Raw genomic sequence first — 22005 nt, 5'->3', positions numbered from 1 at the left:
CCACCGACGCGGTCGAGGCCGCCGTCACCATCGTCGACGGCTACGTCGACGAGCCGGCGCACTTCGGCGTGCCGCCGTACATCTCGACGTACCCGCGGTACGCGGCCGGCGCGCTCGTCGACGCGGGCGTCCCCGAGTCGCGGATCACGTATCACACCATCGACGAGCTCCGCGACGATCGCTCGAAGCGCGCCGACGTCGCCGACGCCGACCTCATGGTGTACGTCGGCGGGATGACGGTCCCCGGGAAGTACGTCGGCGGCACCCCCGCGGAGCCCGACGAGGTGCGCGAGCTCGGCTGGACCGCGGACGGCGTGACCCTCCTCGGGGGGCCCGTGCGGTTCGGCGTCGGCGAGGAGAACGCGGGCGCACAGGAGACCGAGCGCGACGACCTCGACTACGACTTCGTCGCCATGGGCGACGTGGAGGCGGCCGCCTACGACCTCGTCAGCGAGGGATTAGAGGGGTACGGCAACCGGATGCGGACGAACGAGGAGGTCGACCGCTGGGCGCGACAGGGGGCGTTCGTCGTCGAGCAGCACCCGAACCACCCGGACTACCTCATCTGCGAGATGGAGACCTCTCGCGGCTGCGCCTACCGCTGCTCGTTCTGCACGGAACCGCTGTACGGCGACCCGGCGTTTCGCGAGGCCCGGTCCGTCGTCGACGAGGTCGACGCGCTCTCGGACCGGGGGGTCAAACACTTCCGGCTCGGGCGGCAGGCCGACATCCTCGCGTTCGGCGGCGACGGCGAGGCGCCGAACCCCGACGCGCTCCGGGAGCTGTACGGCGGGATCCGCGAGGTCGCGCCCGACCTGCGGACGCTCCACCTCGACAACATGAACCCGGTGACGATCACCGACTACCCCGAGGCCTCCCGCGAGGCGATCAGGGTCATCGCCGCGCACAACACGCCCGGCGACACCGCCGCGTTCGGGCTGGAGTCGGCGGATCCGGTCGTGCAGGAACGGAACAACCTGCTCGTCACCGCCGAGGAGTGTTTAGAGGCGGTCCGCGTCGTCAACGAGGAGGGCGGCTGGCGGCCGGGCGACGCCCCGGAGGCGACGCCCGGCCCCGACGACCGCCTGGTCGGCCCCTCGACCGGCCCCGACGCCTCGCCGCGGCTCCCGAAGCTCCTCCCCGGGATCAACCTCGTCCACGGGCTGACGGGCGAGCGACCGGAGACGTACGAGCACAACAAGGAGTTCCTCCAGACCGTCTACGACGAGGGGCTGATGCTCCGGCGGATCAACATCCGACAGGTGATGGCGTTCGCCGGCACGGAGATGGCCGAGACGGGCGCCGAGGTCGCCCAGGAGCACAAAGACCAGTTCCAGGCGTACAAGCGGGAGGTGCGCGAGACGGTCGACAACCCGATGCTCGACCGCGTCGTCCCGCCGGGGACGGTCCTCCCAGATGTCCACCTGGAGTACCACCAAGACGGGAAGACCTTCGGCCGTCAGCTCGGCACGTACGCCCTCCTCGTCGCCGTCCCCGGCGAGCGCGAGCTCGGCACCGCCATCGACGTGGCGATCACGGACCACGGCTACCGCTCCGTCACGGGAGTCCCGTACCCGCTCGACGTCAACGCGGCCTCGATGGACGAGCTGACGGCGATCCCCGGGATCAACCGGAGCAAGGCGGGTGACATCGTCGTCGGCCGCCCGTACGGCTCGGTCGGGGAGGTCGACGCCGGCGTCGCCGACCTCTCGCGGTTCGCCGTCGCCGACGACACGGACGTGCCGATCCCCGGCCGCGAGCGCGCCGGCTCCGGTCCCGGTCCGGCCGCGCGCTCGCTGCTTGACCGGCGCGAGGGCTCCTCCGTCGGGCGCGGGGACTGAGGGGATGCCCGCGCCGCCGGACCCGGAGTCGTCGGTCGAGCGCGTACCGGTCCCGGTCGACACGCGGGCGCCCGGCGGGACGACGAACGCCTACGTCGCCGGCGGGCTCCTCGTCGACCCCGCGGCCCGAACCGACGCGCTCGACGCTGCGGTCGGAGTGGGCGGGAACAGCGGCTCGGACGACGCGGACGGCGCCGCCGCGATCGACGCGATCGCGGTCACCCACACCCACCCCGACCACGTCGGCGCGGTCGCCGAGTACGCCGAACTCACTGGCGCTCCGGTCTTCGCGCACGCCGATCACGTGGACCGGTTCTCGGAGGCGACCGGGACCGAACCGGACGGGACGTTCCGAGACGGGGAGCGCGTCGGGCCGACCGCCGTCCGCGCGGTCGACACGCCGGGGCACGCGCCGGACCACGTCGCCTTCGCGGTTTCCGAGGGATCCGGAAACGGCGAGACCCAAACCCGCGCGCTCCTCTGCGGCGACCTCGCCGTCGCCGAGGGGAGCGTCGTCGTGGGCGCGCCCGAGGGCGACCTCCGCGAGTACCTCGACGGCCTCGAACGCGTCCGCGACGCGGGCTACGACCGCCTTTGCCCGGGCCACGGCCCCGTGATCGGCGACCCCGAGGCGGTCTGCGACCGGCTGATCGATCACCGGCTGGACCGAGAGCGGGCGGTCCTCGCGGCGGTGGAGGGAGGCGCGGGCGACGTGGACGCGGTCGTCGACGCCGCGTACGAGAAGGACCTGACCGGCGTCGCCGACCTCGCGCGGGCGACGGTCGTCGCGCACCTAGAGAAGCTCGCAGCGGAGGGACGGATAGACGAGGCGTGGTGCGATCCGCCGCCGTAGTTTTATGCCGCGGAGCGGAACGGGCCCGGTATGCCGGACGTCCCGAGCGATCCGTCGAAAGCGACCCGGCGTCTCGGCCGATACGGGGGGCCGATCGTCGCCGGGCTGGGGTTCGTCATCACGCGCTTCTTCGTCGCGGAGGCGGTGACCCTCTCCGCCGGACCGGTCGCGGTCGTCGCCACCGTGGGGTCGCTGGTGGTCGGGCTCGCCCTCGCGGTCGCCGGCGTCGCGCTCGCCGTCGGCGCGTTCTCGACGGCGTACGTCGCCGACGTCAGCCGCGGCTGTCTGCTGGGGACCGGGGCGATGGCGGCCGCGCTCGCCGTCACCGTCGCGGCGACCGGCGTCGACATGGTCGGAGCGGCGATCGGGACGCAGCTGCTCGTCGCGAACGTCCTCCTCGCGGGGGCCGTCGGGGGCATGGTCAACGGCCACCGGAAGGCGTCCCTCCGGCGGCGACGGGCGACGATCATGCGCAGCGCGAACCGCGCGCGCTTCATCAATCGGCTCCTCCGTCACGAGGTGTTGAACGCCGCGACGATCGTCGACGGCCACGCCGAGCTGCTCCGGGGCGACGGCGAGAACCGCGACCGCTCCGTCGACGCCATTCGCCGCAGCGCCGAGCGGATCGAGTCGACGGTCAACGGCGTCGGAACCATCGCCGACGCCGGGTCGGACGACATGGTCTCGCTCGCTGCGGCGGTTCGCACCGCGGTCGAGTCGGAGGTCGACGAGGCGACGTCCGACCGGGCGGCGTCGATCGACCTCGCCGCCCCCGACGACGGCGTCGACTCCGGAAATTCCGTCGGCACCGAGGACGACGGCCCCGCCGAGTCGCTCACGGTTGAGGCCGACGACCGGCTCCCGGTGGTGTTCGAGCGGCTGATCGAACACGCTGTCGACGTCCGCGGCGCGGAGCGCGTTCGGATCGAGACGACGGCCGAGCGACACGCGGCCGCCGCGACGGTCGTCGACGACGGGACTCCGCCGTCCGATCGACAGCGTGACGTCCTCGAACGGGGCTCGTTTCCGGAGTACGACGACCCGACAAACGGGTTCGCGCTGCAGGCGGCGTCGCTCCTCGTCGGCGAGTACGACGGCTCGATTCGAGTCGATCCCGGCGACGAGACGCGGATCACGGTACGGCTCCCCCGCACGAGCGTCGACGCGGCGGCGGCCGCGGTCGGCGTGGAGTATCCGGACCTGCGCCGGGCGGTCGTCGCGGGGGTCGGCGCGGGCGTCGTCATGGGCGGCTTCCTCTGGACGGCGAGCGGGACCCTGCCGGTGATCGGCGCGCTGTACGGGACCCAGAGCGCCGCAATCGGCTGGATCACCCACCTGTTCCACAGCGTCGTGTTCGCGCTGTTGTTCGTGGCCGGCGCCTCGAGGTCCGGACTCGGCTCCCGCGTCCGGCGTCCCTTCGGCGCGAGCGCCGCCGGGCTCGCGTGGGGGACGCTGCTCTGGCTGGTCGCCGCCGGGCTGGTCATGCCGGTCTGGCTCCGGGCCGTCGGGGTGTCGGCGACGCTGCCGAACCTCCCGCCGATCGGCCTCCTCGGCCACGCGCTCTGGGGCGCGACGCTCGGTCTCGGATACGTGTCACTCGGCGGGCGGTTCGACTGATCGGTCGTGAGCGCGGGAGCGCGCCGTCCCGAACTCAGGGTTCCGCCTCCAGCTCGCCGGCCAGCGCGCGGAGCGGCGTCTCCGTCACGTCGACGAACCGCCCGCCGACGTCAGCGACGCCGCCGTCGGTGGCGGGGTCGTCGCCGACGTGGACCAGCGTCTCGGGAGCGACGCCGAGCGCCTCGGCGGCGGCCTCGAACGCCTTCGGATGGGGCTTCCGCCACCCGCAGCCGACGCTGGTCGTGACCGCGCCGAACTCGCCGCGGAGCCCCGCCCGGATCAGCGTCTTGGAGACGAGCTCCGGCACGGCGCAGTTCGAGAGGAGCCCGACGGGGCCCCGTTCGGCCGCGTCGCGCACGGCGTCGAGGGCGCCGTCGCGCCGGGTGACGTCGGGGTCGAACGCCGCGACGACGGCGTGCCGGACGACGTTCTCCGCGGCGTCGACGCCGCGGGAGTCGAGCGCGTGCGCGACGTGGGCCGGGAGCGGGACCTCCGCGCCGGCCGGGGCGTCCACGTGTCGCTCGCCGTACGCGACGTGCCAGTCGTCCGGCACCGCGACGCCGCGGGACTCCAGCTCTCGCGCGACGGTCTCCGCGGGGTCGGCCGGGTAGTCGACGTCGACGAGGGTCCCGAACAGGTCGAATGTGACTGCCACGATACCCCTCTTTGGGGCAAAACGGGATTGAAGCTGTCGGTCGACGAAACTTCGGGGCCCGGTGGGACGGGCGACCCGCCCCTCACATCGCCGGGGCCACGTGGATCGAGTAGAACCGGTAGAGCCCCGTCACCCACGCGCAGAGCCAGAGGAGCATGAAGCCGGCCACGCCGACGCGGAGCCGGGCGCGCCAGTGGCTCATGTCCTCGTGGATCTCGTCGATGTCGACGTCCGGGTCGTCGTAGGCGTCGGCGTTCCGCTTCGCCTGAAAGATCCGAACGATGCCGGTGAGCGCGAACGCCAGCAGCGCGTACGCCTGCAGTCCGAGGAACGCGTGGATCACGGCGAGCCCGGAGAGCCGTCGGAAGAGGCGGGGGATCATCCACCCGACGATCGGGACCGTGGTCAGCGCCAGCCCGGTGCCGATGTACCGGAGGTGGTGCGTGAGGACGTTCCAGCTCACGGTCTCGGCGTCGATCATGATCCACGCCCCGTACAGCAGGAAGGGGAGACTCGTCGTCACCGATAGGCCGGCGAGCGCCGCGAAGACCGACTCGTCTACCATCGATCGACGCTTCGGGCTCCGGCGCGTAAAACTCCCCGATCCGGTCGTCGACGCGGGCGGCGGACGAAAACAGTTAGCGTCCGGAGTCCGTACGGGCGGACGATGGAGGACACCTCGACGGGTTCGGAGCCGGAGCCGAGACCGGACCGGGAACCGAGCGACGCCGACGGCGGCGAGGCGTCTCCCGGCGACGCGTCTCTGGGTGGGGAGACGCCGTCCGGCGGCGGGGCGCCTTCCGACGGCGATCGACCCGGTGACGAGGCGGAACCGACCGCCGAGGGCGACGCCGCCGACGACCTCGACGAGCTCAGGCGGCGCGTCGAGGAGGAGTACGACTTCGACGACTTCGGCCCGTCGGACATGGCCCGGATGAGCGCCGACGAGTGGGACGCCGCCTTCGACCCCGACTCGTGGATCACGGGCGACCGCCTGCTCGAACGCGCCGAGGCGGAGCTCAAGTCCCGGATCGCCCGGCGGGAGGTGTTCGGCGTGTTGGAGCGCGTCCGCGCCGACGGCGAGGAGCGGATCTTGGTCTACTCCGACGAGGGGTACGCCATCGTCCGGCCGACGGGCGAGGTGACCGGACAGGGGACGGTGCTGCGCGACATCGAACCGATCGTCGCGCTGGCGGCGATGGAGGCGTACGACGCCCCGGAGCCGCCGGACGACTGGTCGCTCCCGCACCCCGACACCGTCCCCGAGGGGTCCGGCGAGTTCGGCAACCTAATGGTCCAGGTGATCGCGGTCGTGCAGGTGCTCGCCGGCGCGGCGCTGCTCGCGGCCACGCTCCTCACCGACCTCGACACGATCGTGGCGCCGGCGATGGGGATCGTGTTCCTGCTCGTCGGCCTCTTCCTGTTCGTGATGGTGGCGAACGCGCGGCTCTCGGACCGCTTCCGCTCTGAGGAGTATCGCGACCGGCTGCGGGCCCTCCGCGAGGCGAAGGAGCGCCCCGACTTCGTCCCGGTCGAAGGGGGGGTCGTAGAAGAGGACGAGATGGAGGAGTAAAGCGCCGATATCGCGGGATAGAGGCCCTGTAGGCGTCCCCCCGCCGACGGGTTCAGTCGGTGGGTTTAAGCGCACGCCGTCCTGAGTGAGACTGTATGAAAAGGCGGGAATTCGTGCGGACGGCCGGCGGTGCAACCGCCGCGGTCGCGGCCGGTGCGGGCGCGACCGGAACGGCCGCCGCACAGGAGCAACAACCGGACTGGCCGAGCGGGGTCACCAGCGGGAACCTCGGGTCGTACCAGGACGCTCGCGGCGAGAGCGAGGTGACCGTGCAGGTCGGCGCGGGCGACAGCGGGCTCGCGTTCGACGCGACTCAGCTGTGGGTCGACACGGGCACCACGATCACGTTCGAGTGGACCGGGAACGGCGGCGCGCACAACGTTCAGACCGTCGAGGACGGCGGCCCGGCCGGCCTCGACAGCGGTGACCCGGTCGGCGAGGAGGGGTACACCTACGAGTACGAGGTGACCGAAGAAGACGCCGGTATCACCCACTACCACTGCGTCCCCCACACCGCGACGGGGATGCACGCCGGCATCGCCGTCGGCGGTGACGTCCCGACCGTCGAGGTCGGCGGGGCGTCCAACGGGTGGCCGGAGAACATCGCCCACGTCGGGGTGCCGCTCCACGCGCACTGGGTCGGGATCGCCGCGATCTTAGGCATCTCGCTCACGTTCGTGTTCACGTTCTACCTGCTGAAGTACGGCGAGTCCGCCCACACCGGCCACGGGGGTGCGCAATGAGCTCCGGCGGCTCCTCGTACGGCGATATCCACCGGTACGAGCCGGCCCGAGAGAGCACCGCCGCGGCGATCGCCATCGTGCTCCTCACCGTCATCGAGGTCGTGTTCGTCGGGCTGTTCGTCTTCGGGCTCATGTCCGCCTGGGCCTCGACGGAGTTCGGCAACATGTACACCGGGGCGCTGCTGGCGATGATCTTCATCGACCTCGCCTTCATCCTCCTGCTGTACCGCAAGGAGTTCCTCCCCGACGTGATGATCGTGAAGAAGCGCCGCCGCAAGTGGGAGGACCTCTACGTCCGCGAGGAGGACAAGGACGGCACCGGAATCGACACCGGCGGCGCGATGGACACGATCAAGCGCGCGGTCTACCCGTACTACAAGAAGTAACACAATGAGCCTCAAGAAACAAGACGACATGGACCACAACGCGTGGCTCAAGAAACAGGACCTGACGGTCATCGAGACCGCGTTCCTCACCACGCTCATCTGGCTCGACAAGCGGCTCCGCATCGTCGACTACCTCGAACTGCTGGAGACGATGTACTACCGCGCGAACATGCAGATGCCGAAGAGCCACACGGAGCAGTACGACCTCGACAACAAGTTCTGGTACTGGTACCCGCTCTACTCGCTCGGGTCGCTGTCGATCATCGCGTACCTGGTCGCGGCGGTCTCCGGCGCGCTGCTCGGGTTCTACTACGCGCCGTCGACCGCCGGCGCCGCCGCGCAGGGCGACCCGACGGCCGCGTACGACTCGCTCGTGATGATCATGACCGACGTCCAGTTCGGCTACATGCTCCGCTCGATCCACCGCTGGGCGGCGCAGTTCATGGTCGCGGCGGTGTTCCTGCACATGCTCCGCGTCTACTTCACCGGCTCGTACAAGGAGCCGCGAGAGGTCAACTGGATCCTCGGGATCGTCCTCATCGGCCTGACGCTCCTGTTCGGCTTCTCCGGGTACGTGCTCCCGTGGAAGCAGCTGTCGTTCTGGGCCGCACAGATCGGCGTCGAGATGGCGCTCGCGACGCCCATCGTGGGCGAGTGGGCGGCGCAGCTCCTGTTCGGCGGCTTCACCCTTGGACAGGCGACGCTCGTGAGAATGTACATCCTGCACGTCTTCGTGCTGCCGTTCGTGGTGACCGGTCTCATCGCGCTCCACGTCGGCATCGTCTGGGTGCAGGGGATCGCCGAGCCGCACTAATCCAATGACCGACGACACCACCCCCATGACGGACGGAGGCACCGACGAGGAGGCGCGTACCGACGGCGGTCCGCCGGCGACCGTGCCCCCGGACGACGAGACCCCGACGTGGACCGAGCGCAAGGAGCACTCCAGCGGGCTCGCGCAGCTCACCTACCAGTACTTCGAGCGCTCCCGCCGCGAGGACGAGGACCTCCGCGCGGAGTCGACGTACGTCGAGCGCGACGTGCTCGGCTTCCCCACGTGGCCCCACGAGACGATTCGAAACCTCGCGATCACGAGCTTCTTCGTCGGGATCATGATCCTGGTCGCGGCGCTGATGCCGGCCCACTTCGGCGAGCCCGCGAACCCCGGCTCGACGCCGGCGATCATCCTGCCGGACTGGTACCTCTACTGGTCGTTCGGACTGCTGAAGCTCAACCCCCTCAACCCGAGCCTGGCGGTGCTCGGCGGCAACATCGCCATCTCGAACGAGTTCCTCGGGATCCTGGCTCACGGGGTCGTCTTCGGCGTCATCACGCTCGTGCCGTTCCTCAACAAGGGGAGCGCGCGGCGCCCCGTCGAGCAGCCGTTCTGGGCGGCCGTCGGCGTGACCGGGGTCATCCTGGCGTTCACGCTCGCCTGCCTCGCGGTCCAGAACTTCTTCCCCATCTCGCTCGACCTGCTGCTCACGCTGACGTTCATGCTGCCGGTCGCCGGCGGCATCATCACCTACGCGGTGCTGAAGACGATGCGTGAGGGGTACATGTACGACCTGAACCGGCGGTACTACATGCTGCGCCCGCCGAAGTAAGGCCCTGGACCCGCCTCCGTTTTCCTCGTCGCACCACCACCACTTCGATGTCATCATCCACCGACCACGACGACGCACAGGCGTTCGACGAGACGGGCGACCCGATCGCCGCCGACGAGCGAGAAGATCCTCGCAGCGAGCCCACCGGTCCCCGAGTCGGGGCCGACGGGCGCGAGATCGTCGTCCCGTTTCGCCTGTACAAGGCCGTCACCGTCTTCTCGACGCTGGCCGCCGTCGTCGCGTACCTGATCGGGTTCACGCTCGTCGACGCCGCGACGCTGCAGATCAGCTTCGTGCGGACGACGATCGTCTACCTCCTCAACAGCGCCGGCCTCTACCCGTCGAGCGACGCGCTCGTCGCCGCGCTGGCGATCACGGGCATCGCGTTCATCGTCGCGGGGACGGCGGTGTACGTGCTCGGGACGCGGTTCCGCGGCCAGGGGATGGGAAAGTCTCAAGACGACTCCGGCGAATCGTAGAACAATGGCAGACGAGTTCATGAAGGGGTTCGCCCTGTTCACGCTCGGTGGCCTCGGCTGGCTCACCTTCGGCGGCTGGTATCGGACTCCCTCGTACTACGACGTCGTGCAACTGGTCAATCCGGCCGAGGGGATCGAGAGCGCCTACGGCCAGGTCGGGCTGGTCGCCGGCGACGCGTTCTTCTGGGTGATGGTGCTCGGCGCGCTCACCTTCTGGGTGCTGATCCCGGCGAGCCGCGAGCTCCGCGACGCCCTCGGCGACGACGCCGACGGCGACGCCGCGAACTAATCCGCGCGCCGTCGCTCCGACTCGCCTCCGACGACCGCTCTTCTCCGGTTCCGCGCCGGCGGCGAGAGTCCGCCGGCCGCGTCGATCCGAGGGCCACGCCGTCGACTCGCGACTGTCCGTCACATCACCGAGCGGCTCCGGCGGCGCGCTCGCGAGGCGGGAGGCCGACGGGACGCTCGGACGGGACGGCAGAAGCGAGACCGCGAGAAGGAGGAATCGCGCGACGGGTGACGCTTCCGAACGCGCGGGGCTACGCGATGACGAACTGGTCCCAGAGGCCGGCGACCAGGAACCACAGGGCGTAGTAGGAGGCGAACACCAAGACGAGCAGCGACGCGGCGATCGAGCTCTTCGGGGCCTCGATCGGCATGTCGTTGCGCGCCTCGACGTTGCGGGCCTCCAGTTCGAAGAGGTCGGCGACCAGCGCCGTGATCACGAGTACCGAGAGGATCACGCCGCTCACCGGGGCGTCGAGCACGAACAGGAGGCTCAGCAGGAGCAGCCCGATGTTCGTGACCGCGTGCGGGGTGTACGGTTCGACCTCGTCGCCGGCGTTGCCCTGCCTGACGTGGCGGCGGTACGCGAGGTGACGCGTCGCGAGGTTCGCCACCGCCATGGTCAGTATCGCGTACGGCAGCACCGGTCCGACGGCGGACAGCCAGCTGAGGGGAACGAGGAACTGCAGTGGATCCATACCGACGTATCCGGCGACGAGTTATTAGAGCCTTTCCGATCGTCGCGCTCGCTCCGCGCCCGCGAGCGTCACGAGCGTGACGGCGTCGACCGCCTCGATCGCGATCGATCGGTGCGGCGCGACGACCGCCCGCTCCTCGCCGTCGATCACGAGGGCGACCGACTCCGTCTCGCGCTCGACCGAGACCGAGAGCCGGTCCGCGGCGACCCACGTGTCCGTCCGGGTCCGGAACGGGGCGATCGGCGCGACGGAGAGCCCGCCGCCGGGCTCGACCACCGGACCGCCGACGGCGTCGGCGTAGCCGTCGCTCCCGAGCGGGGTCGCGACGACGACGCCGTCCGCCCGGAACGCCTCGTCCGCCCCGCCGACGAAGTCGATCGCGAACTCGGAGATGCGAGCGGGCTCGACCGTGACCAGGGCGACGTCGAAGGCGGCGCGCCGCGTCTGCTCGTCACCCGAGTCGACCGTGAGGATCGGGTGGGCGACGCGTCGGACGCCGTCGCGTCGCTCGCGACGGTCGGCGGGAGCGTCGCCCTCGCCGCGGAGCGCCGAGTCGAGCAGCGCCCGGAGGCGGTGCTCCGCGTCATCGGGGTCGACGGCGAGCCGGCGCGAACCGACCGGGATCACCGGCGCGTTCGACGCGGCGACGAGGGCGTCGCGGAGGGCGTCGTCGCCGACCGCGACGACGGCGTCGGCCGCGTCGCGCTCGACGGACCGGTAGGGGAGCCCCGCGAGGGCGTCGCGGATCGCCGCCGCCCGATCGTCGCCGACGACCGCGACGCCCCGTTCCGACGGTTCCATACGCGGGTGGTGCGGCCGGCGCGCGTGAAAACCTCCCGGTTCGCGGCGGGGGCTACTCCCCGAACGGCCAGTCGCCCGTGAGCTTCATGCCGGTCGCCTTCCGCTCGTCTTCGAGCGCCGCCGCGATCGCGTCCCGGTCCCGCCGCTCGGTCGTCACCGACGCGTCCGCGAGCTCGACGACCAGCTCCGTCAGGAGGATCGCCTGCTCGCGGAGGTTCCGCGGCTCCAGCTTATCGAGCGTGTCCGCGCCGGTGTGGCCCCAGCCGCGGCCGCGCCCCTCGGTCTCCCCGGAGATCATGTATCCCGGGATCCCGCGCTCGACGAACGGCCAGTGGTCGCTGTGGGGGACGAGCTCGGCGCCGAGCGAGACCGGGTGATCGAAGCGCTCGCCCACGCGCTCCGCGGCCGACTCCAGCGCGTCGAACCCGTGGTGGTCGAGCCGCAGGGTGCGGCCGAACACGTTGCTGTCGACGTTGACGACGGCCGCGACGCGGTCCGGGTCGACCGCTGCGGCGTACCGCGAGGAGCCGACGAGGCCGACCTCCTCGGCGCCGAAGGCGACGAACCGGACCCGCCGGTCGAGCTCGTCCTCGCGGGCGACGAGGGCGTTCGCGACCTCGACGACCGTCGCCGTGCCGGCGCCGTTGTCCATCGCGCCCTGCGAGATGTCGTGGGCGTCGACGTGGCAGGAGACGACGAGATAGTCGTCGGTAGCGGGGCCGAGCTCGGCGACGGCGTTCCCGCTCGTCGCGTCGGGCGTCTCGCAGTCGACGGCGACGGTGAGCTCGTCGCCCTCGCGCCGGCGGGCGAGGCGCGCGCCGACCTCCTTCGAGACGCCGACCGCCGGAATGTCTCCCACGGGCGCGTCGGCCGTGCCGACGCTGCCGGTCGGCGGGAGCGTCCCCTCGACGTGGTTCGCGAAGACGAAGCCGGCGGCGCCGGCCTCGACGGCGCGGTAGTACTTCTCCCGGCGGTGGACGAACCGGTCGACAGAGTCGGGGGTGTCCGAGGAGACCATGGCGATCTTCCCGTCGAGGTCGCCCTCGAAATCGTCCGGGACGCCGTAGCCCAGATCGACGAGCTCGCCGGTCGCCTCGCCGCTCGGGCTGCGCGGGAGCGCGATGCAGGCGTTCATCCCGTGAGCGAGCGTCTCGTCGCCGCAGCGAATCGCGCTGTCCCCGCGCTCCCAACCCTGAACGTCGAACGCCTCGATCCGGGCGTCCCGCGCGCCGGCGTCGGCCAGGGCGTCGCGGGTCAGCTCCAGCCCCTCGCGCTCGCCGTCGGAGCCCGTCATGCGGTGGTCGAGGTCGACGAGTGATTCGAGGTGACTCCAGCCGACGTCGCTCGTGAAGGTGTCGCCGATCCAGTCGGTCATAGACGAGGGTGCGGCGGCGGCCGCTCAAGCGTTTCGGTGGCGGCGGCCGGCGCCGAGGGTCATAAACCGGGAACGTGGGGGAGAAGCGCAGTCGCGGCCTCGGCGGCCGCGAACGTCGAGTCGTACAGGTGGTTCAACAGGAGGTAGGTGACGACGCCGAGCGCGAGCGAGAGGATCCACGCGCTCGCGGCGATCCGCCCGACGCGGCGGTGCGGCGTCTCGTTCCGGAGTTCCCGCTCCGAGTGCGTGAGCCCGAGGACGATCGCGTAGAGGACGACGGGAACCGAGATCACGGAGAGCAGGATGTGAATCGCGAGCATGATCAGGTACGCCGGGTACACCCACTCCCACAGGGGGACCCAGCCGTACGCGGAGTCCAAGACGAACTCCTTCGTCCCGCCGCCCGCGACCTTCGGGAGGTACATCCCGAGGAACAGGAGGATGAGGCCGAACGAGGTCGTCATCGCGGCGGCGTGCTTCCTCACCTCGTCGTTGCGGATCCAGTACCAGCCGAGCGAGAGCGTGGCGATCGTGACGGTGTTGACGGCGGCGATGGCGTGCGCGAGCAGGTCGACGGTCCCGCGGGAGAGCGTCGGGAACAGCGCCTGGAACTCGGGGACGAGGAAGACGCCGCCGACGGCCCCGTAGCCGACGATCGTGAGGAGCACCGTGATCGCGCCGGCCCGCTCCTTGGCCCGGTCGCGAACGCTGGCGGTGGACATATCGGGAGGAGGGAACGGAGCGATAAGTCGGCTTCGGGTGCTCCCGTCGGTCGGGACGGGGGTCGGGTACCGACTACCGCTCGATGACGCCCGTCGCCGTCGCGACCTCGATCGCGGCCTCCTCGTTGATCCCGCCTTGGAGGATCGTGTAGCGGTCCCGGATCTCGTGGGCGGTCGTCAGCGCGGCGATGAGCTCCTCGTCGTCGACGCCGAGCTCCGCGGCGGTCGTCGGGGCGTCGAGCTCCGCGAGCGCGTCGCGGATCGCGCTCCACCGCCCGTTCTCGCCGCTGTGGAGGTACTCCGTCATGACCGAGGCGACGCCGACCTGGTGGCCGTGGAGCGCCTTGCCGGGGGCGATCCGGTCGAGCTGGTGGGAGATGAGGTGCTCGGCGCCGGAGGCGGGCCGCGAGGAGCCCGCGATCGACATCGCGACGCCGGAGGAGACGAGCGCCTTCACGACGACCCACGAGGACTCCTCTAAGCCGGGCCGGATCATGTCGGCGTTCTCGACGAGCAGCTCCGCGGTCATCTCCGAGAGCGCGCCCGCGTACTCGCTGTACTCGACGTTGCGGAGCCGGCGGGCGAGCCGCCAGTCCTTCACCGCGGTGTAGTTGGAGATGATGTCGGCACAGCCCGCGGTGGTGAGCCGCCACGGCGCCTCCGCGAGCAGCGTCGTGTCCGCGACGACGGCGAGCGGCGGGTCGGCCGCGACCGAGTGGCGCGTGTCGCCCTCGGGGATCGAGGACCGCCCGGAGACGATCCCGTCGTGCGAGGCGACGGTGGGGACGGAGACGAAGCCGACGTCGAGGTGGTCGGCCGCCATCTTCGCGATGTCGATCGGCTTCCCGCCGCCGAGGGCGATCAGGTAGCCGGGGTCGATCGCATCGGCGGTCGCGGTGAGCTCCTCGACCGCGTCGAAGGAGGCATCCTCGACGACGGCGGTCGCGGGGTCGTCGAACTGGGCGCGCACCCGGTCGCCGGCGATCTCGTTCGGCGTCGGGCTCGTGACGATGAGCGGTCGCCCCGTGAGGTACAGCTCGCCGACCGCGGCCCCGAGGTCGTCGATCACGTCGTGACCGACGAGCACGTTGCGCGGGAGCTTGATCCACGCGGACTTCTCGAACATACCGGGCGGTCGGGCTCGCGGGGCAAAGCCGTTGCCCATGTCGGCCGCGGGCGGTGAGAGGAGGCGCGACGCCCGCGACCGCCTACGCGAGGAGCGCCGAGAGCGTCGTCGCCGCGTCGTAAAGGAAGAAGACGCCGAACCCGGCGAGCACGGCAGCCGACGCGACCGCGACGACCGGCGCGAGGGTCTCGGTCCGGCTCTCGGCGGCGACGAGCACCGCGGGGAAGCCGGTGATCCAGGTCAACACGCCGAGGAAGAAGCCGCCGATCAGCGCCGGCGACCCGGTCGCCACGACGAAGGCGCCGGCGAGGTCGGCGCCGACGACCGGGAGCCGCGCCAGCACGTCCAGCTCGCCCGGGCGCAGCAGGCCGACACCGACGGTGAGCCAGAACAGCACCTGGTAGGGGTTCGTCAGCGCGAGCACCAGCGCCTTTCGGAACCCCTTCCCCGCCTCGATCGAGGGCTCGTCGCCGGACGTGGGGCGGAACGACGCCCGCGCGCCGCGGGCCGCGCCGACGGCGAAGTACAGCATCAGGACGCCGCCGCCGGCGACCATCGCGGCGCGGAGGAGCGGGAGGGACTCGACGACGGCGACGACGCCGAGGTACGCGAGCGCGAAGAAGACCGCGTCGGCGGTCGCCGCGCCGAGCCCCGCGCGGAAGCCGGCGGCCCGACCGCGCAGCACCGACTCCTCGGCGATGACGGCGTTCATCGGACCGGGCGGGGCCGCGAGCGCGAGGCCGAAGACGACCCCCGCACCGAGCGTTACGAGGAGGTTCACACCGCTCGCAACGACCGGTTTCGTGAAAAAATGCGCGACGGAGCGGTGGGCGTCAGGGCCGGGAAAGCGACACCGATGAACGAAGTTGGAGGGCGGTGCGGGAGGGCGGGACGGACGGGAGGCGGTCCGGAGACCATCGGTCCGGAGGCGCTCAGTCGGGACGGACTCAGTCCGCGTCCTCGACGCGGATCGACCGCGCGATCGCCGCCGGCAGGCTCTGCTCGCCGGACGGGGTCGCCACCGTCACCATCCCGAAGGGGGCGACGCCGACGATCTCGACCGCGGTCCCCGGCGTGATCCCGGCGTCGGCGAGGTAGTCGAGTTCGTCCTCGTCGCGGTCGGACACGCGCGTCACGACGACGCGGTCCCCCTCGTCGCGGTCGGAGAGCCGCGGCCCGCTCCCCTCGTCGACGGGTTCGAGGTCGGCCCCCGGGATCGGGTCGCCGTGGGGGTCAACGGCGGGGTCGTCGAGCGCCTCGGCGACGCGGCGCTCGAACTCCTCGGAGATGTGGTGTTCGAGAGCGTCGGCCTCGTCGTGGACCTCGCTCCAGTCGTAGTCGAGGCGATCGGCGAGGAACGCCTCCAGCAGCCGGTGGTGGCGGACGACCTCCAAGGCGACCGCCTCGCCCTCCGCCGTGAGCTCCGCGCCCTGGTACGGCTCGCGCTCGACGAGCCCGCGCTCCTCCAGCTTCCCGAGCATGTCCGTGACGGACGGGGAGCTCTTGTCGAGGTACTCCGCGATCGCGGACGTCGAGACGGGGGGGCCCTGCTCCGACTGGAGGACGTAGATCGCCTTCAGGTAGTCCTCCATGACGTCGCTCAGCATTTATAAGTGATCGCGGCCGGCGGCTCAAATACCTACCGGGAGCGGCCGCCGGTCGGCGGGATTCGCCCGGATCACGGCGACGACCCGCTCACTCGTCCCGCAGCTCCGCGTCCCGCAGCGCCTCGTTGAGGTCCTCGCGGACGCGCTCGCCCGTCTCGCGGTCCATCGCGGTGGTGACGATCCGATTCTCCTGCACGCTGGAGCCGTCGCGGAGGAGCAGCCGGACGTTCCCGTTGGTCCCGGCGCGCGTCGCCTTCGCGCGGAGCCCGGTGCGCGAGCCCGTGCCGCCGGCGTCGATGGGGCCGGGGACGATCTTCTTGACGTGCGGGTGTTGTGCGACCGTGCTCACCGCTTTCCGCCCCTTGCGGTCGCCGATCAGCGTCGAGTGGGAGCCCCCGATCTTCTCCCGCGGCGGGGTCTCTACCACCTCCAGCGCGCGGTCGCCGCGCCGTTCGAGCACCCACGAGACGACGGGACTCGCGCGCTCGCCGTCGCCGTCGGACGCCGCGTCTCCGCCCGGTCCCGCCTTCGCGTCGGGCACGCGGTAGAACTCGTGGTGGACCTGCGCGCGCGTCTCGCGGAGGGGCTCGCGCGCGCCGGCGGCGTAGACGGTGTCGGGGCGCTTGCGGCGGATCTCGTCGGCGACCCGACCGGCGAAGTTCCGGAGCTGGATCTCGGTGAGCTGCTCGTCGCTCTCGGGTCGGGTCGTCACGGTCGTCTCGCCGACGACCGCGTCCTCGTCGAGCATCGTCAGGCGGGCGCGGTCCTCGGCGAACTCGGCGACGACGGCGTCGGCGTTGGCGGTGTTACAGGTGAGACAGTAGTCCCCGGGCTTGCGGAGGGGAGTGCCACACCGCCGGCAGTTCATACCCGATAGAGGCGCGTGGCGGGTAAAAGCGCGTCCGTTCGTCCCGCCTCGGCGAACCTCGGGTCGCGGAGGCGACCCATATTAGTGGGGGCCGGCCAGAGGTGAGGCATGGACATCGACGGACCAGACGACGACCCCCCGGACGAGCGGGGGCCGGAGGTCCCGGACGGCGACGCCATCGAGGACCGGGTGGCGCGGCTGTTCCGGAGCGGGCGGACGAACGCGCTGGTCGCGTGGGCGATGGTGGCGGTGCTCGCCGGCGCCTTCGTCGAGAGCCTGCTGGGGTTCGACCTCCTCCCGATGGCCCTCGTCGCCGCGATCGCGGCCGTCGTGGTCGCGCCGGCGGTCGCGGCGCGGGACCCGCGGGTGATGCTCCCGTGGGAGGTGCTCGGGCTCGCGCTGTTACCGGTTCTCGTGCGCGCGCTCCTCGGGGGCGAGCTCGGCACGTTCGCGACGTACCTCGCGATCGCCGCGTTCGCGCTGATCGTCACCGTCGAGCTCCACATGTTCACCACGTTACGCGTGACACACTGGTTCGCGGTGCTCTTCGTCGTGCTGACGACGATGGCGACGGCGGCCGCTTGGACGCTGCTCCGGTGGAACGCCGACCGGCTGCTCGGCACCGGTTTCCTGACGACGAACGAGGCGCTGATGATCGAGTGGATCTACGTGACGCTGGCCGGGCTCGCGGCCGGGGTCCTCTTCGACGCGTACTTCCGGCGGCGCGGGGCGCGCCTCCGCCGCGCGATAGGGCGGGTGGTGCGCCGATGAGCGTCCGCGGGGCCCTCCGCGCTCGGCCGTCGCTGCGGACCCAGCGGCGGCTCACCAGAGCGATGCAGCTCCTCCTCGCCGGCATCGTCGTCTACGGCGCGGCGTTCGGCCAGCCGAAGGCGATCACCAACGGGGGGCTCGGGCTGCTCGTCACGTTCGTCCCGGCCGCGCTCGAACGGAACTACGACATCCCGCTCGACCCGTGGCTCGGCGTGTGGATCACGTCGGCGGTGCTGCTCCACACGCTGGGGTCGGCGTGGTTCTACGCGCAGATTGCCTGGTGGGACCACCTCACGCACGCGCTCTCGGCCTCGCTCGTCGCGGGCGCGGGGTACACGACGCTGCGCGCGGTCGACCTCCACAGCGACGCGATCCGGATCCCGGCGCGGTTCGCGTTCGTCTTCATCATCGTGGTCGTGCTCGCGTTCGCCGTCGTCTGGGAGCTGTTCGAGTTCGGGCTCGACATCGTCGCCGACGAGACGGGGATCGAGATGCCGCTGGCCCAGTTCGGGCTCGAAGACACCGTGGCCGACCTCCTGTACAACTCCGTGGGGGCGCTGATCGTGGCGCTGTTCGGCCAGGCACACCTGACCGGCGTCGCGGAGCGGGTCCGAGAGGGGCTGTTCGGGCCGGCGGAGGAGTGATCGGAGCCGGACGGCGATTCCGAGGGGCCTAGCGCAGACACGCCGCGACGACGCGCAGCGCCGCCTCCCCGCGGACCTCGTTCGCGAGGAGTGGGACCCGCTTCACGTCGCGGCCGCGGAACAGCTCGGTCGCCCGCCGGAGCGCGGACTGCTGGACCTCCCAGCGCCGCGCGCAGAACTCGCAGGTGTCGGGGTTCGGCTCGACGATCCACGCCGGGTCGACGTCGGCCACGTCGCCGACGCCCTCCATCACCCGGTTGACGACCAGCGTGTTCACCGGAATCCCGAACTCGTCGAGGCGGGCGACGAGCCGCTCGGACTCGACGACGCTCATCTCCTCGGGGATCGTCACGACGCGGAAGTCGGTCTGTGCGGGGTCGCGGAGCACGGCGCGGAGGCGCTCGATCCGCTCTTGGAGCTCGTCGAGGTCGGCGGTCGGGTCGGCGCCGTCGTCCCCGCCGCCGAACATCCCCTTGAGCCCGTCCATCATCCCGGAGAAGCGGTTGCGGAGCTTCATCACTCGGCCGATCATCGAGTCCATGATCTCCGGGAGCTGGAGCAGCCGGAGCGTGTGTCCGGTCGGCGCGGTGTCGACGATCACCCGGTCGAAGCGCGGGTCGTCGAGGTACTCCAGCAGCTGGCGCATCGCGGCCGCCTCGTCTGCGCCGGGCATCGTCCCGCCGAGAAGGGATCCGAGGCCCTCCTCGGCGCCCTCGTCGCCGGGGGCGGCCTCGCCGCCCATCATCCCGCCCATCGCGTCGCCCATCTCGCCCATCCCGCCGAGGGGGTCACCGTCGGCGCCGAACATCCCCTCCTCCATCGCGTCGTCGGGGTCGATCTCGGCGGCGTAGAGGGGCATCTCCTCGCGGATGCGCGTCGGCTCCGCCGGGATATCCGTCTCGTAGGTGTCGGAGAGAGAGTGCGCCGGGTCCGTCGAGACGACGAGCGTCCGGACGCCGCCCGCGGCCGAGGAGAGCCCGGTCGCGGCCGCCATCGTCGTCTTGCCGACGCCGCCCTTCCCCCCGTAGAGGACGTACTCGGGCGCGTCGACGCCCTCCGGGAGGGCCGTGGCGGCGTCCGTCTCGGCCGGTAGATCGGCGTCGGGGCGGGTCTGAGCGTCGTCCGCGTGGCCGTCGCCGGCGGCGTCCCCGTCGCTCTCGGGCTCCTCGACGCGATCCACGGGTTCGACGTCGATATCGTCCATACCGGGCCGTGCGTGCGGCGCGTACGTGTACCCGTCGGTATTACGAAGGGGACGCCAGACGTCGTCGCTCGTCTACCAGTCCGGGCCGAAGTCCGGGTTCAGCTGCCGGTCGGTCCGACCGAGGGTGTCGATCTCCTCGACGTCGTCGTCGTCCAGTTCGAGCCCGAGGCTCGCCCAGTTGTCGGCGATGTGATCCTCGCCGGTCGCCTTCGGGATGGCGGTGACGCCCTTCTCGCGGAGCCACGCGAGGCTCACCTGCGCGGCGCTGACGCCGTGCTTCTCGGCGATGTGGACGATCGCCGGGTCGTCGAGGATCTCGCCGCGGGCCAGGGGGGAGTAGGCGACGAGCTCGACGCCGTTGGCGTCGGCGTACTCGCGGAGCTCCTCCTGCCGAAGCAGCGGGTGCATCTCCACTTGGTTCGCGAACGGCGCCTCGCCGAGCGCGTCGGCGGCGGCGTCGAGGTGCTCCGGTTCGAAGTTCGAGACGCCGATCCGGTCGATCAGGCCGTCGTCGCGCAGCTCGGCGAACGCGGGCAGCGTCTCCGCCGGGTCGTACGCGCCCGCCGGCCAGTGGACGTACAGGAGGTCGACGTACTCGGTGCCGAGCTTTTCGAGGCTCTCGCGGGTGGACGCGGCCACGTCTTCGGGCGCGAGCTGGTCGATCCACACCTTCGTCGCGAGGAACACGTCGTCGCGGTCGACGTCGGCCGCGGCGATCCCGTCGCCGACGGCGCCCTCGTTGCCGTAGATCTGCGCCGTGTCGACGTGGCGGTACCCCGTCTCCAGCGCCGTCTTCACCGACTCGGTACACTGCGCGGGGTCGTCGTTCTCCCACGTGCCGAGCCCGAGCACGGGCATCCCGTCGCGGGTCGGAACGTCGAAGGACCGCTGTCGCTGTGACATGGTCAGACGTATTCGGGTGAGCGGAAAGTCGCTTGCGGTCGCGGCGCGCCGGGCCGGGAACCGCGGCGTCGACCGCCGACCGCAGTCACCGACGCTCCAGTCAGTCGTCCGACAGCAGCGCCCGCGAGGAGTTCGTCACCACGAGCAGGCTGGACGCGCCCATCGCGACCGCCGCGAAGAGGGGGTTCAGCAGGCCGGTCACCGCGAGCGGGATGGCGACCGCGTTGTAGCAGAACGCCCAGCCGATGTTCCCCTTCACGCGCCGGCCGGCCGCCCGCGAGAGCTCGAAGACGGTCGCGACCGAGCCGAGGTCGTCGTCGACGATCGCCACGTCGGCGGCGTCGGCCGCCATCGCCGTGCCGCCGCCGAGCGCGATCCCGAGGTCGGCCGCGGCGAGCGCGGGCGCGTCGTTCGTCCCGTCGCCGACCATCACCGTCAGCCCGCTCGCCTTCAGCCGCTCGATCGTCTCGGCCTTCCCCTCGGGCGGGACGCCGGCGAACACCGAGGAGACCGCGTCGTGCTCCTCGAAGACGGTCGCCGCGCGCTCGTCGTCGCCCGTCAGCACGACCACGTCGACGCCCGAGTCGTCGAGCGCGGTCACGGTCTCTTCCCACCCCTCGCGCAGCTCGTCGCCGACCACGACGACCCCCTCGGCGGCGCCGTCCCGGCCGACGGCGACGGGGACCCGCCCCACGTCGCGCGCCTCGGCGACCGCCTCGCGGATCGCGTCGGGGACCGCCCAGCCGCGCTCGTCGAACAGGGCGGGGTGCCCCACGACGACCGCGGTCCCGTCGACCGTCCCGGAGACGCCCCGGGCGTGGCTCTCGAAGTCCTCGACGGCGAGCGACCGACCGCCTCCGTCCTCCGCCGTCGCCGCTCCGCCGTCGGCGACCGCGGCGGGGGCGGACGACGCGCTCGCGTCCCCCCGAGCCCCTCCACTCGCTCGCGCGGCCGCGATCGCCCGCCCGACCGGGTGCGCCGAGCGCTCCTCCAGCGCGGCCGCGAGCCGGAGCAGGTCGTCGTCGACGTCGGCGGCGATCAGCTCCATCTCGCCGGTGGTGAGCGTCCCCGTCTTGTCGAAGACGACGGTCCTCGCGTCGCGGACCCGCTCGAAGACGGTGTCGTCGAAGATCACGATCGAGCGCTCTAACGCGTCGCGGATCCCGGCGGCGACCGCGAGCGGGGTCGCGAGTCCGAGCGCGCAGGGACACGAGACGATGAGCACCGTGAGCCCGACGAGCATCGCC

Annotated in this window: 25 protein-coding genes; 12 read left to right on the top strand and 13 right to left on the bottom strand. The window is 71.7% G+C overall.

Features of this window, described 5'->3' with window-relative positions; genetic code table 11:
• Positions 1 to 29: 29 nt before the first annotated feature.
• Genes SD626R_RS03200 through SD626R_RS03190 form a run of 3 tightly spaced genes read left to right on the top strand, consistent with a single transcriptional unit; the run spans position 30 to position 4311 of the window.
• Positions 30 to 1841, top strand: coding sequence for a radical SAM protein (locus SD626R_RS03200; RefSeq protein WP_255310040.1), 1812 nt, complete (start codon positions 30 to 32; stop codon positions 1839 to 1841).
• 4 nt (positions 1842 to 1845) lie between these two features.
• The gene (locus SD626R_RS03195; protein WP_092563369.1) at positions 1846 to 2694 is read left to right on the top strand and encodes an MBL fold metallo-hydrolase; all 849 of its coding nucleotides are present in this window, start codon (positions 1846 to 1848) and stop codon (positions 2692 to 2694) included.
• A gap of 30 nt (positions 2695 to 2724) precedes the next feature.
• A complete protein-coding gene (locus tag SD626R_RS03190; RefSeq protein WP_092563366.1) occupies positions 2725 to 4311 on the top strand; it encodes a hypothetical protein in 1587 nt (528 codons plus the stop codon).
• A 34-nt stretch (positions 4312 to 4345) separates the two neighbouring features.
• Here the strand turns inward: SD626R_RS03190 and SD626R_RS03185 are convergent, their stop codons facing one another.
• The gene (locus SD626R_RS03185) at positions 4346 to 4966 is read right to left on the bottom strand and encodes an HAD family hydrolase (RefSeq protein ID WP_092563363.1); all 621 of its coding nucleotides are present in this window, start codon (positions 4964 to 4966) and stop codon (positions 4346 to 4348) included.
• An 82-nt stretch (positions 4967 to 5048) separates the two neighbouring features.
• Positions 5049 to 5531 (bottom strand): DUF7321 family protein, encoded by a 483-nt coding sequence (locus tag SD626R_RS03180; protein ID WP_092563360.1) that lies wholly within the window; start codon positions 5529 to 5531, stop codon positions 5049 to 5051.
• A 102-nt stretch (positions 5532 to 5633) separates the two neighbouring features.
• On the opposite strand from SD626R_RS03180, the gene SD626R_RS03175 reads away from it, so the two are divergent.
• The 7 genes from SD626R_RS03175 to SD626R_RS03145 all read left to right on the top strand — a co-directional run bounded on the left by SD626R_RS03175 (position 5634) and on the right by SD626R_RS03145 (position 10043).
• Complete coding sequence (locus tag SD626R_RS03175; RefSeq protein WP_092563357.1) at positions 5634 to 6539, top strand: DUF7319 domain-containing protein; 906 nt, start codon at positions 5634 to 5636, stop codon at positions 6537 to 6539.
• A 95-nt stretch (positions 6540 to 6634) separates the two neighbouring features.
• Complete coding sequence (locus SD626R_RS03170) at positions 6635 to 7282, top strand: plastocyanin/azurin family copper-binding protein (protein WP_092563354.1); 648 nt, start codon at positions 6635 to 6637, stop codon at positions 7280 to 7282.
• Positions 7279 to 7668: a DUF7318 family protein gene (locus tag SD626R_RS03165; RefSeq protein ID WP_092563351.1), complete on the top strand. Its 390-nt coding sequence runs from the start codon at positions 7279 to 7281 to the stop codon at positions 7666 to 7668. The genes SD626R_RS03170 and SD626R_RS03165 overlap by 4 nt, the downstream gene beginning before the upstream one ends.
• A 4-nt stretch (positions 7669 to 7672) precedes the next feature.
• A complete protein-coding gene (locus tag SD626R_RS03160; protein ID WP_092563348.1) occupies positions 7673 to 8482 on the top strand; it encodes a cytochrome b in 810 nt (269 codons plus the stop codon).
• Between the two features lie 4 nt (positions 8483 to 8486).
• Positions 8487 to 9275, top strand: coding sequence for a cytochrome b family protein (locus SD626R_RS03155; RefSeq protein WP_092563346.1), 789 nt, complete (start codon positions 8487 to 8489; stop codon positions 9273 to 9275).
• Between the two features lie 47 nt (positions 9276 to 9322).
• Positions 9323 to 9754: a DUF7315 family membrane protein gene (locus SD626R_RS03150; protein ID WP_092563343.1), complete on the top strand. Its 432-nt coding sequence runs from the start codon at positions 9323 to 9325 to the stop codon at positions 9752 to 9754.
• A 4-nt stretch (positions 9755 to 9758) separates the two neighbouring features.
• A complete protein-coding gene (locus SD626R_RS03145) occupies positions 9759 to 10043 on the top strand; it encodes a DUF7314 family protein (protein ID WP_092563340.1) in 285 nt (94 codons plus the stop codon).
• 250 nt (positions 10044 to 10293) lie between these two features.
• On the opposite strand, the gene SD626R_RS03140 is transcribed toward SD626R_RS03145, so the two are convergent.
• The 8 genes from SD626R_RS03140 to SD626R_RS03105 form a co-directional block, all read right to left on the bottom strand.
• Positions 10294 to 10737 carry a DUF7313 family protein gene (locus tag SD626R_RS03140; RefSeq protein WP_092563337.1) on the bottom strand — a complete coding sequence of 148 codons (444 nt, stop codon included), beginning with the start codon at positions 10735 to 10737 and terminating at the stop codon, positions 10294 to 10296.
• Between the two features lie 24 nt (positions 10738 to 10761).
• Positions 10762 to 11538 carry an NAD(+)/NADH kinase gene (locus SD626R_RS03135; protein WP_092563334.1) on the bottom strand — a complete coding sequence of 259 codons (777 nt, stop codon included), beginning with the start codon at positions 11536 to 11538 and terminating at the stop codon, positions 10762 to 10764.
• 52 nt (positions 11539 to 11590) lie between these two features.
• On the bottom strand, positions 11591 to 12913 hold the full coding sequence (locus SD626R_RS03130; RefSeq protein WP_092563331.1) for a M28 family peptidase: 1323 nt from the start codon (positions 12911 to 12913) through the stop codon (positions 11591 to 11593).
• A gap of 59 nt (positions 12914 to 12972) precedes the next feature.
• A complete protein-coding gene (locus tag SD626R_RS03125) occupies positions 12973 to 13635 on the bottom strand; it encodes a DUF420 domain-containing protein (RefSeq protein ID WP_092563328.1) in 663 nt (220 codons plus the stop codon).
• 73 nt (positions 13636 to 13708) lie between these two features.
• Positions 13709 to 14761: an NAD(P)-dependent glycerol-1-phosphate dehydrogenase gene (locus tag SD626R_RS03120; RefSeq protein ID WP_092563325.1), complete on the bottom strand. Its 1053-nt coding sequence runs from the start codon at positions 14759 to 14761 to the stop codon at positions 13709 to 13711.
• Positions 14762 to 14843: 82 nt separating this feature from the next.
• Positions 14844 to 15542 carry a LysE family translocator gene (locus SD626R_RS03115; RefSeq protein ID WP_092563323.1) on the bottom strand — a complete coding sequence of 233 codons (699 nt, stop codon included), beginning with the start codon at positions 15540 to 15542 and terminating at the stop codon, positions 14844 to 14846.
• 166 nt (positions 15543 to 15708) lie between these two features.
• Complete coding sequence (locus tag SD626R_RS03110) at positions 15709 to 16368, bottom strand: metal-dependent transcriptional regulator (protein WP_092563320.1); 660 nt, start codon at positions 16366 to 16368, stop codon at positions 15709 to 15711.
• 88 nt (positions 16369 to 16456) lie between these two features.
• The gene (locus tag SD626R_RS03105) at positions 16457 to 17236 is read right to left on the bottom strand and encodes a DUF2103 domain-containing protein (protein ID WP_092563317.1); all 780 of its coding nucleotides are present in this window, start codon (positions 17234 to 17236) and stop codon (positions 16457 to 16459) included.
• 108 nt (positions 17237 to 17344) lie between these two features.
• Between SD626R_RS03105 and SD626R_RS03100 the strand changes: the two genes are divergently transcribed.
• Together SD626R_RS03100 and SD626R_RS03095 are read left to right on the top strand one after the other, a co-directional pair.
• Positions 17345 to 18007: a hypothetical protein gene (locus SD626R_RS03100; protein WP_176697259.1), complete on the top strand. Its 663-nt coding sequence runs from the start codon at positions 17345 to 17347 to the stop codon at positions 18005 to 18007.
• Positions 18004 to 18651: a DUF2238 domain-containing protein gene (locus tag SD626R_RS03095; protein ID WP_092563314.1), complete on the top strand. Its 648-nt coding sequence runs from the start codon at positions 18004 to 18006 to the stop codon at positions 18649 to 18651. The genes SD626R_RS03100 and SD626R_RS03095 overlap by 4 nt, the downstream gene beginning before the upstream one ends.
• A gap of 28 nt (positions 18652 to 18679) precedes the next feature.
• On the opposite strand, the gene SD626R_RS03090 is transcribed toward SD626R_RS03095, so the two are convergent.
• The 3 genes from SD626R_RS03090 to SD626R_RS03080 form a co-directional block, all read right to left on the bottom strand.
• Positions 18680 to 19855 (bottom strand): ArsA family ATPase, encoded by a 1176-nt coding sequence (locus SD626R_RS03090; RefSeq protein ID WP_092563311.1) that lies wholly within the window; start codon positions 19853 to 19855, stop codon positions 18680 to 18682.
• Positions 19856 to 19927: 72 nt separating this feature from the next.
• Positions 19928 to 20713, bottom strand: a complete 786-nt coding sequence (locus SD626R_RS03085; protein WP_092563375.1) for an aldo/keto reductase — start codon at positions 20711 to 20713, stop codon at positions 19928 to 19930.
• A 145-nt stretch (positions 20714 to 20858) separates the two neighbouring features.
• The coding region (locus SD626R_RS03080; protein ID WP_141651417.1) for a heavy metal translocating P-type ATPase at positions 20859 to 22005 on the bottom strand (1147 nt) is incomplete at its 5' end.

The organism is Halorubrum sp. SD626R, from assembly GCF_001261915.1.
GTDB lineage: Archaea > Halobacteriota > Halobacteria > Halobacteriales > Haloferacaceae > Halorubrum.
This window is presented reverse-complemented; position numbering and strand designations above follow the sequence as displayed.

Coding starts and splice junctions, on each gene's coding strand:
- SD626R_RS03095 (WP_092563314.1), top strand. CDS start 18,004: ATGAGCGTCCGCGGGGCCCTCCGCGCTCGGCCGTCGCTGCGGACCCAG.
- SD626R_RS03160 (WP_092563348.1), top strand. CDS start 7,673: ATGAGCCTCAAGAAACAAGACGACATGGACCACAACGCGTGGCTCAAG.
- SD626R_RS03155 (WP_092563346.1), top strand. CDS start 8,487: ATGACCGACGACACCACCCCCATGACGGACGGAGGCACCGACGAGGAG.
- SD626R_RS03110 (WP_092563320.1), bottom strand. CDS start 16,368: ATGCTGAGCGACGTCATGGAGGACTACCTGAAGGCGATCTACGTCCTC.
- SD626R_RS03090 (WP_092563311.1), bottom strand. CDS start 19,855: ATGGACGATATCGACGTCGAACCCGTGGATCGCGTCGAGGAGCCCGAG.
- SD626R_RS03140 (WP_092563337.1), bottom strand. CDS start 10,737: ATGGATCCACTGCAGTTCCTCGTTCCCCTCAGCTGGCTGTCCGCCGTC.
- SD626R_RS03105 (WP_092563317.1), bottom strand. CDS start 17,236: ATGAACTGCCGGCGGTGTGGCACTCCCCTCCGCAAGCCCGGGGACTAC.
- SD626R_RS03125 (WP_092563328.1), bottom strand. CDS start 13,635: ATGTCCACCGCCAGCGTTCGCGACCGGGCCAAGGAGCGGGCCGGCGCG.
- SD626R_RS03130 (WP_092563331.1), bottom strand. CDS start 12,913: ATGACCGACTGGATCGGCGACACCTTCACGAGCGACGTCGGCTGGAGT.
- SD626R_RS03120 (WP_092563325.1), bottom strand. CDS start 14,761: ATGTTCGAGAAGTCCGCGTGGATCAAGCTCCCGCGCAACGTGCTCGTC.
- SD626R_RS03180 (WP_092563360.1), bottom strand. CDS start 5,531: ATGGTAGACGAGTCGGTCTTCGCGGCGCTCGCCGGCCTATCGGTGACG.
- SD626R_RS03195 (WP_092563369.1), top strand. CDS start 1,846: ATGCCCGCGCCGCCGGACCCGGAGTCGTCGGTCGAGCGCGTACCGGTC.
- SD626R_RS03165 (WP_092563351.1), top strand. CDS start 7,279: ATGAGCTCCGGCGGCTCCTCGTACGGCGATATCCACCGGTACGAGCCG.
- SD626R_RS03145 (WP_092563340.1), top strand. CDS start 9,759: ATGGCAGACGAGTTCATGAAGGGGTTCGCCCTGTTCACGCTCGGTGGC.
- SD626R_RS03135 (WP_092563334.1), bottom strand. CDS start 11,538: ATGGAACCGTCGGAACGGGGCGTCGCGGTCGTCGGCGACGATCGGGCG.
- SD626R_RS03085 (WP_092563375.1), bottom strand. CDS start 20,713: ATGCCCGTGCTCGGGCTCGGCACGTGGGAGAACGACGACCCCGCGCAG.
- SD626R_RS03190 (WP_092563366.1), top strand. CDS start 2,725: ATGCCGGACGTCCCGAGCGATCCGTCGAAAGCGACCCGGCGTCTCGGC.
- SD626R_RS03170 (WP_092563354.1), top strand. CDS start 6,635: ATGAAAAGGCGGGAATTCGTGCGGACGGCCGGCGGTGCAACCGCCGCG.
- SD626R_RS03175 (WP_092563357.1), top strand. CDS start 5,634: ATGGAGGACACCTCGACGGGTTCGGAGCCGGAGCCGAGACCGGACCGG.
- SD626R_RS03100 (WP_176697259.1), top strand. CDS start 17,345: ATGGACATCGACGGACCAGACGACGACCCCCCGGACGAGCGGGGGCCG.
- SD626R_RS03150 (WP_092563343.1), top strand. CDS start 9,323: ATGTCATCATCCACCGACCACGACGACGCACAGGCGTTCGACGAGACG.